This is a genomic window from Maribacter orientalis, from assembly GCF_900109345.1.
Taxonomy (GTDB): domain Bacteria; phylum Bacteroidota; class Bacteroidia; order Flavobacteriales; family Flavobacteriaceae; genus Maribacter; species Maribacter orientalis.
In genome coordinates this window covers 14,035-29,167 of sequence record NZ_FNZN01000002.1, presented here as the reverse complement: position 1 = coordinate 29,167, position 15,133 = coordinate 14,035, and the positions used below count along the sequence as shown (strand labels likewise).

The following is a 15,133-nucleotide window of genomic DNA, read 5'->3' as shown; positions in this document are numbered from 1 at the left end:
CATCGATGATATTGGTTTTTCATCGATAGAGTCAAAAAAGTGACCTTATATTCGTTCCACTATTTTGGTTCTAAAATGAGGTTAATGCGTTCAGAAACATCGATTAAGTGATATTTTGTCATCATATCAGACACTCGGTTTCGTGCATTTTTAATATCCCTATTTAATATGTTTAATTCTGCTCTTGCAATGGTTCTAATATCAGATTGACTAGTGTTGACAACTGTTGATTTTCTGTAGCCACCGAAATCAGATGCTTTAGTCTGGTTATCTGCCGTTAATAAATATTCTAAACGGTCGACATGGGCTTTTTGTAGGTTTCTTCTATACGTATCAATGGCAACTCCATTTCTAAGTTCAGACCAAATACCCTTTCGAATTTCGCTCATCATTTGTATTAAGGAATATGCCTCTTTAGGGTTAGATGTTTCAAATTCAATAAGTCGGGCCATTTTTCCTAGACTTAATACATTGTTTAATGTACGTACTTGCATTGAACGCATTTGTTCTAAATATCCTGAGTATTCGGTACGTTCCAGTATATTCTGGTCTAACATCCATAATGGGGTTTTGAACAATTGCTCATTTAAGAATGCCATTGCTTTTTGTTGGTGTGCTTTTGGTACAGCAGTATAAACAGCACCTTCTTGGTCGTATGTTTTATGGTTCTCATAAACACCTCCAATATTATTAGAAACATGTCCCATATACCTATTAAACTGAGAAAATACTTGTCCGTAAAGTTTATTCAGGTCTTCATAATTTTTTCCGTCTTCAGCAGTCCATTCAATCAATTTAGGAACAATTCTTTTAAGGTTGGCAATACCATACGCACCAGCTTTCATAGCATCATCCCCTAAATCTTCTGTTTGTGAACTAGGGTCAACAATATCGCCTACTTGTTGATGTCCGAAACGATAGAGAGGATCTCCCGAATGTGCCATAATCCACTGATCTAAAGTTGATTTTTCTTCTTCGGCAGTTGTATTTAAGATAGGCTTGTATCCCCATTGAATGGCATATTTATCATAAACACCAATATCTGGCATCAAAGCCACACCATCGTCTCCTGGTTGTGCGATGTAGTTAAAACGTGCATAATCCATAATTGATGGAGCGGTCCCATTTTTTTCGGTAAAAGTCTTCGAGCGAAGAGAATCTACCGGATAGGCAACACTACTACCCATGTTATGTGGTAGCCCTAGAGTATGCCCAACCTCATGTGACGATACGAATCGAATTAACCGCCCCATAATATCATCATCAAAAGAGACTCCTCTAGCAGCTGGATTTATGGCGGCAGTTTGAACAAAATACCAGTTCCTTAGTAGTGTCATGACATTATGGTACCAATTAATATCAGATTCTAGTATTTCACCACTACGGGGGTCACTAACATGTGGGCCATTTGCATTTGGTATTGGTGATGCCAAATAGCGAACAACAGAATAACGTACATCTTCTGGTGACCATTCTGGATCTTCCTCTTTGGTTGGTGGTTCTTTTGCAATAATTGCATTTTTAAAACCAGCCGCTTCAAAAGCAGTTTGCCAATCTTCAATACCTTGCTTTATGAACGGTACCCATTTCTTTGGTGTAGCTCTATCTACATAATAAATAATCTGTTTTTTAGGCTCTACGAGTTCACCGTTCTTATACTTTTCTAAATCTTCATCTTTGACCTCTAAACGCCATCTGTCTAAAAACTTAATCGTTTTACTTTCTTGTGCGTCTAGACCGTAATCTACTTGTCCTCTAGCAAACCATCCAACACGTTCATCAAAATAACGTCGCTTCATAGGTTTTTCTGGTAATAATACCATAGAATTGTTAATTTCAACAGAAATAGAACCTAAACTTTCATTACTTGGAGCTTCACTAGCTAGGTAAGTTTTTACATGACGGACTTCAACATTTAAAGGATAACTTTTTATAGATTCAATATATCCTCTACCCTCGTCTAAACGTGAAACTTTATATTGTTTGCGATAACGTTCGGGCATGCCAAATGGTTTGGTGTCTTTTATGAAAATATCATTGACTTCAATTACCGTACTTGGGTTTAATGAGTCTTTCTTAAAAGCTTTTATGTCAAATGCATAAAGTACTGGCTCAAAATTAGAGTTGATAACTGCCTCATGAACGGGTAAGGAATCTGCAGCGACTACATCATGTGAAACAACCCGTAATAATACTTTCTTATCTTTTTTTTCCCATCGCAATACTTGGGTGTTTATTTTACCTCCACCGAAACCAATACCAGAAGCTGTTTTAGAAATGCGACTTACCATCAACATCTCTTTATTAAATAGGGAATCTGGTATTTCGAAAAAATAATTTTCTTCGACTAGATGGCTGGTAAATAGCCCTTCATCAGAAACTGCATCTTTTGTTATGACCTTGTCGTAAGGTTGAATCTTATCTTTAGATGAGGTATTCGCTTCTTTTTCAGTGTCTTTTTTCTTTTTTTTGAAAATTTGTGCTTCTGCAGTTTGGCAGCCGAAAACGAATAGTAATAGCAATAATTTTAATAATAATTTTCTTTTCATTTGTGAGTTAGTTTGGTAAACTTTCAAAGATTGAAATAATATATGAAACAAATAGTTAATAATTTCTTAAGCCTATTTTGTAACAATAGAAGGTAGAAGGTGTCTATTAAATAGGAATAATCATTTTATACATTCTGAATTAGTCAATTATAAAGCCTTTGCATTTGCAAAGGCTTTATTTTTTTTGGTAGTATTTAGAACAAAAGAGGAAGTATAAATTGAAACAATCCTATTAATAATAAAACTGCAATTAAATTTAAAATAAGACCGGCACGTGCCATTTCATGCACTTTGATATATCCACTAGCAAAGACTATTGCATTTGGTGGCGTTGCCATAGGTAACATAAAAGCACAACTACTTGCAATAGTAATAGGTATAAGTAAATAGGTGATGGGTATACCTAGACCAATGGCGATACCCGCAACTACAGGGGCAAGTACGGCCACTAAGGCGACATTGCTCATCAATTCGGTCATGAAGAGCATTAAAATAATTAGAAGTGATGCGGTTAAGAGAATACTTAGATTGCTTTGTGCAATACCATCAGCGACTAAATCGACAATACCAGAGACCGACATGCCGTTGGCTAATGATAATCCACCACCAAAGAGAATTAATATTCCCCAAGCCAGTTTTTGAGTGTCTTGCCATTTCAAGATAAAATCTCCTTTTTTAAGATTATAGGGTAAGGTAAATAGAGCTATAGCAGCAAAAATACTAATGAGCGTATCTGACAAACCTAAACTCGGGAAGATGGAATTGATCAAGGTTCTAAATACCCATAGGAATATAGTTACCCCAAATATGGCAAGCACCATTTTTTCTTTCCCAGAGGTAGGTCCTAGTTTTTCAAGTTCCTCATGAATGATTGTTTTAGATGCTTTAAACTTTAAATTTTGAGTAGGGAAAAACACTTTCACCAGCACAAAATAGCAAATGGCAATCATGAAGAGTGAAAAAGGTAGCCCAATAATCATCCATTTTAAAAAGGATATTTCAATGTTATATTCATTTTCCAATAGACCTATTAATACAGAGTTTGGTGGTGTGCCAATAACCGTCGCAATACCACCGGCATTTGCCGCAAAAGCGATACCTAGCATAACGCTTAATGCAAAATTACGGTCCCGTTTTGTGAATCCGTCTTCATCTTCAATCAGTAAATTAATGACCGACATGGCAATGGGAAGCATAACTACGGTACTTGCCGTATTACTGATCCACATGCTTAAAACAGCGGTAGCGATCATAAAACCTAGCACCACTTTATTGGCTGTTGTGCCGGTAAGGCGAATAATATTTAAGGCAATTCGTTTGTGAAGCTTTACCTTTTCTAAAGCCAATGCCATAACAAAGCCGCCAAAAAACAGAAATACAATAGGGCTGCCATAATTTGCACCTACATCGCCAATGGGCATAACCTTTAAAATAGGGAAAAGTAGCAATGGTAGGAGCGCGGTTACCGAAATGGAGACCGCTTCGGTAACCCACCAAATGACCATCCAAAGTGCAACAGCTATTACGGCATCTGCATTTTCGGTAATCAGAACATTAGGTAAAAAAATGAGTATAAAAAATATCATAGGGCCCGTAAACAGACCTATTTTGCTACTTAAATTCATGCTGGTTGGTTTTGCCAGCTTCTAAGCTACTATTTTTTAATTATCCTTTTAAAATCTAACTTAATATTTCAACAAAAAGAACATCGCCATCTTTATAGATTTTGGCTAGTTGATGTTTTGTGATGCCTTTGATGCCTTTATCCCAAGCTTTATTACTTAAATCTGCCTTAGTTTTAAGAATATCAAGTTCCATTTTCTTTTCAGTCTTTAAGATTTCGAAAATTACTTTTTCACTATCAGATAACTGAAGAGGCTGTTTCTCTGGTCTCATTTGAGGAAAGAACAATACTTCTTGTATAGATGCATTATTGGTCATTAACATTACCAAACGGTCAATACCGATACCAATACCAGAGGTAGGAGGCATACCGTATTCAAGGGCCCTAAGGAAATCTTGATCAATGAACATGGCTTCGTCATCGCCTTTTTCAGAGAGTTTCAATTGCTCTTCAAAACGTTCTCTTTGGTCTATGGGGTCATTTAGCTCAGAATAGGCATTTGCCAACTCTTTGCCGTTCACCATAAGCTCAAAACGCTCGGTTAAAGCAGGATTGTTTCTATGCTCTTTCGTTAACGGACTCATCTCTTTTGGGTAATCGGTAATAAATGTTGGTTGCACGTAGTGATGCTCACATTTTTCTCCAAAAATTTCATCGATTAATTTACCGATGCCCATCGTGTCATCAACCTCTATACCCAATTTCTTGGCAGTTTCGCGAAGTTCATCTTCTGGCATTCCTGCAACATCAAAACCGGTATGAATTTTAATGGCTTCTAAAATAGGTATACGTGCATACGGAGCTTTAAATTCTATTTCATGTTTGCCAACTGTAACTAATGTGGTGCCATTAGCATCCATGGCTATTTTCTCTAACAACTTTTCCGTGGTGTCCATCATCCAATTGTAGTCCTTGTAAGCAACATACAATTCCATTACGGTAAATTCTGGGTTGTGCGTACGGTCCATTCCCTCATTACGGAAATCTTTTGAAAACTCATATACACCGTCAAAACCACCAACGATTAATCTTTTAAGATAAAGCTCATTGGCAATTCTTAAATATAAAGGCATGTTGAGCGCATTATGATGTGTTAAAAATGGTCGTGCAGTTGCACCACCAGGAATCGGTTGTAAAATCGGAGTTTCAACTTCCAAGTACCCTTTGCTATTATAAAACTCACGAATACTGTTAGTGATTTTAGTTCTTTTAATAAATGTTTCTTTAACCTTTGGGTTGACTACCAAATCAACATAACGTTGACGATAGCGCAATTCAGGATCATTGAATTCATCATATACGTTACCTTCAGCATCTTTCTTAGGTAATGGTAATGGTCTTAACGATTTACTGAGCATAGTAAATTTCTTTACCATAATAGTTTTTTCACCAACTTGAGTGGTGAAAAGGTATCCTTCAATACCGATGATATCACCTATATCAAGTAATTTTTTGTAGACTTCGTTATAAAAAGTTTTATCCTCGCCAGTACAAATTTCATCTCTGTTGAAATAAACTTGTATACGCCCCGAACTATCTTGAAGTTCAGCAAATGATGCTTTACCTTGAATACGACGAGACATAAGTCTTCCGGCAACAATTACTTGCTTGCCTTCCTCATAATTGGATTTTATACTTGCCGATGTGGCATTTAATGGATATAACGCTGCTGGATAAGGATTAATACCCAATGCTCTTAATTTCTCCAATTTTTCCCTTCTGATAAGCTCTTGCTCCGATAATTGCATGCCGACGTTTATTTAGCTGGCAAATATAATCGATATGGTTTAATCTTTCAATTTCGAACGTATTAAAGGATATAGTCTTTCAACAAATTTTTCATAGGCAATACCTGATGGATGTAATCCGTCTGTGGCTACAAGTTCAGGTTCTTCCAATCCTTTTCTAGTGATATCGGTAATATCTAAGAAAGTTATCCCTCTAGATTTTGCTATTGATTTTGCAAAATCATTATAGCGGTCTATTTCAGTAGAGATTTCTAAAGAGCCATTGTTTTGACCATAAGTTGTATAGTAATAGTCTGGAATTGAAAGTATAACAACATGGTTAGAATCGTTACCAGCCAGATTGATAGCTTTGTCCACCAAAATTGTAAATTCGGTCTGGTATTGTGAAAATGGTCGTGATTGAAACTGATTGTTTACACCAATCAATAAAGTGACTAAATTATAATTAGCAGATTCTCGATTGCCAATAGCTGATAGTAATTGATCAGTTCTCCATCCCGTTTGTGCTATAACCGTAGTGTTTACCCTAACATCTTCGTATTCTTCAATGCGAGTGCTCAATTGTGCAGGAAAACTTTCTTCATAAACAACGCTTTCACCAACGGTATAACTATCGCCAAGGGCTAAATAGGTTAATATTTCTAAATTGGATTCATCATTTATGGTAGGTTCTGAGCGTTCAATATCAGAATCACTACATGAGGGCATTAACCCTAATAATATAATTAATAAGGGTAGCTTGAATATCATAGTTGTCAATTTCATAATCATATAACGTAAACTAAGATAATAAGGTTTTTATAAAGTACATTAAATCGACGAAGTTTCATCTTGGTGTTTAAATTCAATCGTAGTGAAGAGATTTAGAATAGTTTGGGGTGTATTCTTGTTGTAAAACTATTGAAACAATATCTACTTCTAATGTGGTTACAGGGGTTTCAATAATTCGATTTATTTCTCTTCCATTTTTATAGAAAATAAATGTTGGTACACGACGTATGTTAAGTCCCCACTCCTCACCTTGTGGGCTTTTCTTGTAGAAATCTCTCCGTTTATCAACTGCAACTATTTTAAGGTTTTCCATAGGATAATCGACAGATTCTAAAATTTTAATGAATCGTGGTACTTCTCGTTTACTATCACCGCACCACGTACCCATGAAGATAAGAATTTGGTGTTCTGCTATTTTATCTTTTATCTGCTCTAAATTAGTCGTGCTTACAGAGTAGGATGCTGAATTAGGTTGAAACCATTCTTTGTATGAGTTAGACGAGAGTCCTTCAATATTGATTTCACCTACTAAAAAGGGCTGCTGATTTTCAATACTAATTTCTTGATTGATTTTTTGAGAAGAAATAATAGTTGAGGTAAAAATAAAAAAGGTAAAAAGAAATAATGATTTCATGATTTTCAGTTTTAGTATTAGATCTGAAAATTCTAGAAATTGTTGATTGAATCTTGATTTGATGGGGTGGAAATAGGGACTAGTCCCTAGATGGATATTCGAAATCTACTGAAAACGTTGCTTTATTTCTTCCCTCGAATTGACGTTTAGTTTTTTATAAAGATTATTAATATGAGTTTTTACGGTACTTACACTGATAAACATGTCAATAGCAATTTCTTTGTTCGTTTTGTTTTTAAGAATTTCCTGCGCAATGTTTTGTTCTTGTTCAGTCAGCTTTTCTAAAGAATTATTTAGCATACTTTTCGCAAGCCTCTTTTGTTTAAGAACCAAGAAAATGTTTAGGAAAATTGACAATGTTAATAAAGAAGGTAATAACCATTTCCAAATAGTATTCTCTGGGGTTCTATTTTTTGTCAACTGCTGGTCAATAGTAATTTCTGATGTATACAATTCGGTAAATGGTGCGTTCGGGTATTTTGATGTTAACCGCTCACCTAGGCCTGAGTAATAATCGGTGGTGGTAATGTCTTTCTGATAGTAGCTATATGTTTCATTTCTTTTATCAGATAAAAAATTGAAGATGTAAAGTTCGGCCAAAGGCTCATCTATACTTTTCCCAAAATTTTGAAAAGTAGAAAACCATTTTTTAGAGTTTAGCTTTCTGTTGGCATCACTTCTAAAATCATTAAAATCAAAAGCCATTTGCTCTTTCAAGATGTCAATTTCAAGCAACAAGGCAGATTGTTTGTTGGTAGATATGATTTCGCAAAGTGCTTCATTGGCAAATGATGTAGGGAAAGTAATGGTGTCGTTGTTATTGGCAATGAATAAAATACTTTTGCTGTTTTCACAACTTCCGAAAAAGTGCTCTGAATTCAAAACAGTCTCGGGGCATTCATCTAAATGAATTCTATAGATACGATTTTCATTAATCAGGTTGTTACCTTCGAAATTAAAATTACCTAAAGAATCAGTGGTGGTTTTCTTTAGAATTTGCTCCATAGATATTCGGCCTAACTTCCTATAATCTTCAATAATGGAAAGATATATAGTGTTGTTAGTTGCTTTATCTGCAATTTGACCTTTAAAACTATACTGAGAAAAACCCTTTGTGCTTTGTAGAATAAATAAAATGAAAATTAACTTTCTATACATAGAATAGATAATGAACCTCTAAAATAAATGATTTTGTAACAAAGCGGTTAAATTTGCGACCTATAAGGTACATCAATCAAAATAATAATCAAATGAGTTTATTAAGAGTTTTGCTCGCTATTTTTTTCCCACCCTTGGCAGTTTTAGGCAAAGGTTGTGGGTCTTTTCTAATTGTTCTGCTTTTGACTTTTTGTGGCTGGGTGCCTGGTGTCATAGCCGCATTGGTAATTTTGAACAATCCTAATTAGAACCATATTCCATGAGATTTTTTAAAGTATTAACTACGATTTTTATCGCAACACTTTTTGTTGCTTGTAATTTTACAGAAGAAATTTACTTCAATGAAGACGGAACTGGTAAAATGAGTATCAGTTTTGACGGTGGTGAAATGATGCAGATGCTACCTTCGACAGATTCTACACAGTTAGACAAGGCAATAGACTCTACACTTGTTTTCAAAGATTTACTACGGGATAAGAAAGATAGTATTTCTCAATTATCTACCGAACAGCAAGCCAAGTTAAAAAGGTTAGAGCCATTTAGTCTTCATATGAAAGTAGAGCCAGAGAACGGTATAATGAATTTTGACATGTATACTGATTTTAAAGATGTGTCAGAAGTAAATGATGCATTTAATGCATTTCAGAATGCCAGTTCAGTTGGTCCTATTGCTGGTGGGCAGTCAATGCCCGAAAATGTAGCTGACGAGACTACAGAAGTTAATTATAGTTTTAAGAAGAATAAATTTAAACGAGAAACGGTTATTCTAAACCAAGAAATGTTTAAGAAAAGCATAGATAGTCTTGCTAGTGCTGAAATGTTTCTATCAAGTTCTACCTACACCTTCAAATATCATTTCCCAAAGCGTGTAAAGTCAACTAACATTGAAGAAGCTACTTTTTCGATGGATGGTAAGACGATGATACATGAGGTGAATTTCTTGGATATGATGAAAGACCCAGAATCGTTATTGATAGAAGTAGAACTTGAAAAATAGGCAACTGCTTTTTGTATCTTTGTATTATGAATAAAAGGGTTCAACTTCAAGATTTAGGGTTAAAAGACTATAAGGAAACTTGGGATTTTCAAGAGAAACTTTTTAAGGAAATCATCGATCTTAAAATTAAGAATAGGCGAGAAGAGGAAAGTATAGATACTCCTAACTATTTTATTTTTGTTGAACACCCTCACGTGTATACGCTTGGCAAAAGTGGTGATATTTCTAATTTACTGGTCGATGAAAAGGTCTTAGAGGAAAAGGGTGCTTCGTTTTATAAGATAAATAGAGGAGGAGATATCACATATCATGGTCCTGGACAGATTGTTGGATACCCTATTTTAGATTTGGATAATTTTTTCACAGACATTCATAAATACCTACGTTTTTTAGAAGAAATGGTTATTCTAACCTTAGCCGATTATGGATTAAATGCTGAACGTTCTAAAGGAGAAACAGGTGTTTGGCTAGATGTAGGTACTCCGTTTGCACGTAAGATTTGCGCCATGGGTGTTCGTGCCAGTAGATGGGTTACAATGCACGGTTTTGCTTTAAACGTAAATGCTGATTTAGGATATTTTGATATGATGATCCCTTGTGGAATTAAAGGCAAGGCAGTAACTTCTTTAAACGTAGAATTAGGTAAGAAAGAAATTGATATAAATGAAGTGAAAGAAAGACTTCTCAGTCATTTTTTATCTTTTTTTGAGGCAGAGTTGATAGAATAAAAAACCGAAGTGTAAATTCTATGAATCAATAAGGCGTCACCAAAATCTCTACCCTTCTGTTCTTTGCCCTGTTTTCATCAGAGTTGTTCTCTACCAATGGTTTGGATTCCCCATAACCCACTTCTTTCCATTTAAAAGCAGGCTTGTTGATAGCCTTTTTAAGTTCTGCGGCAACACTGGCAGCCCGCTTTTGCGATAAGGTTTTATTGGTGGTGTCACTGCCCATATCATCGGTATGGCCTTCGACGGTAATGGCGCCCTTTTGCAAATTTTTCATTTGTTCGGCAAGGATCTTGATGGCCATTTTACCCTCCTCTTTGAGTTCATGTTTTCCAGTTTCAAAGAGTACCGCACTGTCTAGGTTCATGCGCAAGGCACCTCCAATCGCGGCGACAGCATCGATATCAGCTCCAGGGGGAGGGCCAAAACCGGATTTTAGATCGGTTAGCCTTATGTAATTAAAGCGTTCACCTTTTTTTGCAAAATTCGAAATATCTAAACTAGCTGTTCCACCTTCGATCTTACCTAGGTCGACCCAATTGACACCATCTTTGGAAATTTCAAGATTGGTTGCTTCTATATTTTGTCCCATTTCAAATACATAAAGATCTGGACCGTTAATATCTGTAATCGCATTGTCCTTAAAAAAGTATATTACCGATCCACCTAGGCCTAATAAGGCGCAATCTGTCTGGAGACTTGCGTCCCCTTGCGAAGGACCTAAACCTTTTTCGGGCGAGCGGCCCGATGGTTCTCCGGGGGAAAAAACTATAACTGAATCTGCAAAGGATAAATTCCCCAAGGGCAAATAAACCATTTCTTTCCGTGAATCGATGAAGGTGTCTTCAGTCGTTTCATCCAAAGCAAACCAAGAAGGATTGTCTTTATAAAACTGTTCTTTCGCTTTTTGGGCCCTTTTTTTAAAACTTGCCGTGCGCACCATCGCCTTCTCCTTACTTTCCTTGATCAAATCCAAAAAATTGTTGGAAGCCTTCCCGCTTTTAATGTATGCTTCCACTTCGGGATTGTTCAAATCTTTCTCAATGGCCTCGGCATGTTTTACACTCACAATATTGTCATCGGGCATCAAGGTCAGGGAAAGGTCCACTTCCTCCTCGGAGACCCCTGCGATGTCGGCAAAAGTCTTGCGAAGCGACTTGCCCTCCTCACTTTTTAGGTAGGCTATATTGAGCGCACCACTTGGGGTGAACAGGCTTTTGCTGTTAGAATCTGGGGCAGTGCTCGGGTTTAATAGCCCTCCCACAACATTCATAATATCGCCCATATCGATTTCAGGTTCAGCGCCATCCACCGGTCCATCGGTATTTTCTAGGGTAGTTTTAGTTTCAATATTAGGCTCGGTATTTTTGAGCTCTTTTTTACAAGAGAAACTAAATATTACTATCAGTGAAGCTGTTAATATTGACTTTTTCATATCAGTTTCTTTTATATTTATCCTTCATAAATGAATAGTAGATAAAACCTGAATTGCTATACCAATTTTCAAAACCCAGCATAGCTTCGCATCTATCTATTTCAAGAAGAATTTGATGGAGATCAGCTATCATTTCTTCATGTTTTTTTTCATAAGTGATATCAAATTGCTTCATGGCTTTCAGAATTTCAATTTTCTGATTCTGCCAAACAATACCAACTACCCCATGTACTGATGATACATCATCGCCAAATTTTATTTTATAATCTGTGTAACGGTCTATATTTGCGGTAATAATGCGCAATTGTTCTAGTAAAAATCTTCTATTGTCTAATTTTTTGTAGGCTTTTTCTAAACACGTACAACCTGATTTTTTATCGGTATCATCTTTGTCTCTTGGTCCTCTGGAACTTCCCGGGCCTCCAGAACCAGGACCCTTTCCATCTCCTGGGTTTCCCGGTCCTCCTACTTCTCCAGGATTAGGACCATTCCCACCCTCAGGATTTCTTGATCCTCTTCCCCCTCCAGAACCAGGACTATTTCCACCGCTAGTATTATTGGGGTTGTTGGAAGACAAGTTAGGGGAGCCCGAGGTGCCGCCATTTCCTGAACTGCTAATTGCCTTTGTTTTTATACTGTTTTCCGATTGCTCAGATTCATCGTTAGTTGATGGATTGACTTGGCTATTAAGTGCATTCGGATCTATCTTTTGTGGTGCATCAGGAAAGTCACCAGGATCAATAAGATTGCCTTCTTTACTATATTTCGGTTGTCTTACGTGAACACTTGTACTTTCCGAACCGTCTACAAATGGATTCATAATTGGAATTCCAGTCTCAGGATCAACCCTTAAAGGTGCATTTGGATAATCTCCCGGATCTTTAAGATTACCGTTGCGATCATATTCGGGGGATATTAATTTTGTGGTGCTTTCAGTTCCGCCTTCAATAAACGGGTTTTCTAATGGGGAATTGCTTGTTGGATTTATTTTTGAGGGTGCATTTGGAAAATCTCCCGGGTTTTTCAAGTTTCCTTGTGTATCATATTGTGGCAATTGAAGTGGTTTTGAATTCCCTGGATTTTGTAATACACCCGGACCATTATCAGGTTTGTCATTAGCGTTGTTTCCAGAGGCTACAATAGGTTGGTTTTCATTCTGACGGTTAGATCCTTCGTTTGCCGAATCATTAAAATTAGTATCGTCGTTTTCATTCTCAATGACATCATTCTCATTTCCATCTGATTCTTGGATATTTGGATCGCGATTGGTGTACGAGCTTAAGCAAGAGGAAGGTAAGCTAGGTTGACCGGCGGGATCCATATCGACTTTCGAATCTTTATCCATTTCATCCAGATAGTTTTTCATATCGTCCATTCCTTGTTGAAGTGCATTTAATGCACTGGCATAGTCATCCATTTTAAAGATTACCTCCATAAATTCATCGCTATTTTTCATTGCATTCACTATTGCTTGTTGAAAACCCCCGGAACTTGATCTCCTGGCATTGCTATAAATTATTGTTTGGCTTAAAAGAAATAGTATAAGTAGCAGACTGCTTTTATTAGACTTCTTTTTTAATAAAATAAAGACCAATAAAATCACTATTATAGCCAGCAATGCTACTATATAGTATAGCGTTTTATTATTTTCTTGACTTCCATTATTTTCAACTTGTTCTGTATCCTCACTTGATATTAAATTCGTATTTACTACCGAATTTGAGTTATTTACTGCATAAAATAAATTTGATTTCGGTATAATTGCCCCACTGGTCCATACTCCTAGGTTAAATGGCACCTTACTGTCCGAACTGGTAAGAACTATCCCGAATTTTTCGGCAGTATCAAATGAAATCTGATAAATACCATTTGTTGTCTTACCACTTCTTTTAACATCGTGCCAATTGTTTTTTACGATGTCTATTTTTATTTCTTGACTCGGATCTTTAGTTATAACGGTTACCATAACTCGCTCTACAACTTTTGAAATTTCTGCCTTAAATCTTAAACTATCTAATTCTGTTTCCCCTTCCATATAAGCTGAAATAACTTTTTCATTCTGGGGATCGGGAGTGAATTTTAAGATGTAAGTGTTTTTCTTAGCATCTAATTCTGGGATTAGTATTTTTTTATTTTGAGCAAAAGCACTTGATGATAACACAAAAACCAGTATTGTGCCCATCCATATATTTTTCACCTCTTTCATTGGGAATAGATTTATCTTTTATGTTTTTTCAATAAATAATTGGCCAGTGCAATGGTTTTCGCTCCCAATGCGGCGTGTTCTTCCTCGGTTCTCTTGTAAATTCCCCTTTGAGAATAAGTAAAAAAGAAGGCGTGGTCGTAGTTCTCGTTGTATATGATAACGCGACCAACATGTGGTAAGATTCGTATATAGCAATCCCCTGTTTCACTGAGTTCGATGTCCATGCCGAAGATATTTTCGTTTTTCTCTTTGTCTTTTAAAGCACTTTGAATTTCTTTTTTGCTATCTGCTTTGCTAAATGGCGTAGCACCCCATGACAGAATCGTTCCACCTAAGGCATTTTCGCCAAACCCTTTAATTTCAAAACTACAGTTGCCCGCCTGGGTAAATTCTGGAATACTAACATCTGTTTCAGGGATATTGAGCACTCTGGCGACTTCCGCAGCATCCATGTCACATTCATAGTTTAGCAGGAGAGAGCTGTAATCGCCACTAGGCAATACCTTACCGCTTTCTTCATTTTTAGGGCTGGTTTGATTGGTGTTCTGGTCGACCTTCTTTTCCGCAGTTTCCCCACAGGAGATAACTGCCAAAAGCATTAATGCACTACCTATTGTTTTTTGCATCGTATTCTATTTTTAAAGTATTGTTTTCGTTGGGGGCATCTATTTAATGGTGTCTTTTTTGGTGGTCAAAAACTGTTTGCTAAGGACCGTTTGCAAGGAATCTTTGCCCTTGGCATCCAACGCTTTTGAATAAAGGAAGTACGCCTCTCTCAGTTGTTTCTTTTCCGCTTCGGGTCTATCGCTTTTTTCTACCAGTTCCAAATAATTGGTGACCTTGCCTTTACCCCCCGTAAGTGAATCGCCAAAAATATCGCCGAGCTCGCCTGCCTGCAGGTCTAGGAAATTATTGGTGACCGGCGTTTGCAGTTTTGGATTGGTCTGTGCCTGGACTGTGGCAAGAGCGCCCACACAGGCTACTAAAAGGAATGTTTTTAATGTTTTCATCGTTCTTGTTTTTGCATATTTATTTTTGTTGCCCTTATTATTTCTTTTTAAAAGTGGTGTGCTTAATAACCTTGTTTTTGTGCATAATGTTCAGGCGATATTGCCCATCCTCCAAATAGTTGATGTTCAGGTAAATTTGGTTTTCGGGGACATGATCAAGTGTGCCTTCAAGACCATCTTGCTTTTGCTTCATCACTTTTAGATTACAGTTGGGGGAGTCTCTTTCTATAAGAATGAAGGTAGTACCATGTTCCTAAAAGGATCATGAACGAT

13 protein-coding genes are annotated in these 15,133 nt (G+C 36.6%); 3 read left to right on the top strand and 10 right to left on the bottom strand.

Annotated elements, in window-relative coordinates:
* Window positions 1-59: 59 nt before the first annotated feature.
* From BMY56_RS03740 to BMY56_RS03715, 6 genes are all read right to left on the bottom strand, one after another.
* Window positions 60-2,549 (bottom strand): zinc-dependent metalloprotease, encoded by a 2,490-nt coding sequence (locus BMY56_RS03740; RefSeq protein ID WP_091620140.1) that lies wholly within the window; start codon window positions 2,547-2,549, stop codon window positions 60-62.
* A gap of 194 nt (window positions 2,550-2,743) precedes the next feature.
* Window positions 2,744-4,174, bottom strand: coding sequence for an SLC13 family permease (locus BMY56_RS03735; protein ID WP_091620139.1), 1,431 nt, complete (start codon window positions 4,172-4,174; stop codon window positions 2,744-2,746).
* Between the two features lie 55 nt (window positions 4,175-4,229).
* Window positions 4,230-5,921, bottom strand: a complete 1,692-nt coding sequence (gene lysS / locus BMY56_RS03730; protein WP_091620136.1) for a lysine--tRNA ligase — start codon at window positions 5,919-5,921, stop codon at window positions 4,230-4,232.
* 39 nt (window positions 5,922-5,960) lie between these two features.
* Entirely contained in the window at window positions 5,961-6,671 is a 711-nt protein-coding gene (locus BMY56_RS03725; RefSeq protein WP_245737132.1) for an SGNH/GDSL hydrolase family protein, read from the bottom strand.
* A 94-nt stretch (window positions 6,672-6,765) separates the two neighbouring features.
* Window positions 6,766-7,326 carry a thioredoxin family protein gene (locus tag BMY56_RS03720; protein WP_091620133.1) on the bottom strand — a complete coding sequence of 187 codons (561 nt, stop codon included), beginning with the start codon at window positions 7,324-7,326 and terminating at the stop codon, window positions 6,766-6,768.
* 105 nt (window positions 7,327-7,431) lie between these two features.
* Complete coding sequence (locus BMY56_RS03715; RefSeq protein ID WP_091620131.1) at window positions 7,432-8,484, bottom strand: response regulator transcription factor; 1,053 nt, start codon at window positions 8,482-8,484, stop codon at window positions 7,432-7,434.
* 92 nt (window positions 8,485-8,576) lie between these two features.
* On the opposite strand from BMY56_RS03715, the gene BMY56_RS03710 reads away from it, so the two are divergent.
* From BMY56_RS03710 to lipB, 3 genes are read left to right on the top strand one after another with little or no spacing between them, the layout of a single operon-like run.
* Window positions 8,577-8,732: a YqaE/Pmp3 family membrane protein gene (locus tag BMY56_RS03710; RefSeq protein WP_091620128.1), complete on the top strand. Its 156-nt coding sequence runs from the start codon at window positions 8,577-8,579 to the stop codon at window positions 8,730-8,732.
* Between the two features lie 11 nt (window positions 8,733-8,743).
* Window positions 8,744-9,481, top strand: a complete 738-nt coding sequence (locus BMY56_RS03705; protein ID WP_091620125.1) for a hypothetical protein — start codon at window positions 8,744-8,746, stop codon at window positions 9,479-9,481.
* 26 nt (window positions 9,482-9,507) lie between these two features.
* A complete protein-coding gene (gene lipB, locus BMY56_RS03700) occupies window positions 9,508-10,209 on the top strand; it encodes a lipoyl(octanoyl) transferase LipB (protein WP_091620123.1) in 702 nt (233 codons plus the stop codon).
* 25 nt (window positions 10,210-10,234) lie between these two features.
* Here the strand turns inward: lipB and BMY56_RS03695 are convergent, their stop codons facing one another.
* The 4 genes from BMY56_RS03695 to BMY56_RS03680 are packed head-to-tail and all read right to left on the bottom strand — an operon-like array spanning window position 10,235 to window position 14,860.
* Window positions 10,235-11,644, bottom strand: coding sequence for an OmpA family protein (locus tag BMY56_RS03695; protein WP_091620120.1), 1,410 nt, complete (start codon window positions 11,642-11,644; stop codon window positions 10,235-10,237).
* A gap of 1 nt (window position 11,645) precedes the next feature.
* On the bottom strand, window positions 11,646-13,850 hold the full coding sequence (locus BMY56_RS03690; protein ID WP_091620117.1) for a hypothetical protein: 2,205 nt from the start codon (window positions 13,848-13,850) through the stop codon (window positions 11,646-11,648).
* A gap of 11 nt (window positions 13,851-13,861) precedes the next feature.
* The gene (locus tag BMY56_RS03685; protein ID WP_091620114.1) at window positions 13,862-14,476 is read right to left on the bottom strand and encodes a hypothetical protein; all 615 of its coding nucleotides are present in this window, start codon (window positions 14,474-14,476) and stop codon (window positions 13,862-13,864) included.
* A gap of 39 nt (window positions 14,477-14,515) precedes the next feature.
* Window positions 14,516-14,860: a hypothetical protein gene (locus BMY56_RS03680; RefSeq protein ID WP_091620111.1), complete on the bottom strand. Its 345-nt coding sequence runs from the start codon at window positions 14,858-14,860 to the stop codon at window positions 14,516-14,518.
* Between the last annotated feature and the right edge of the window lie 273 nt (window positions 14,861-15,133).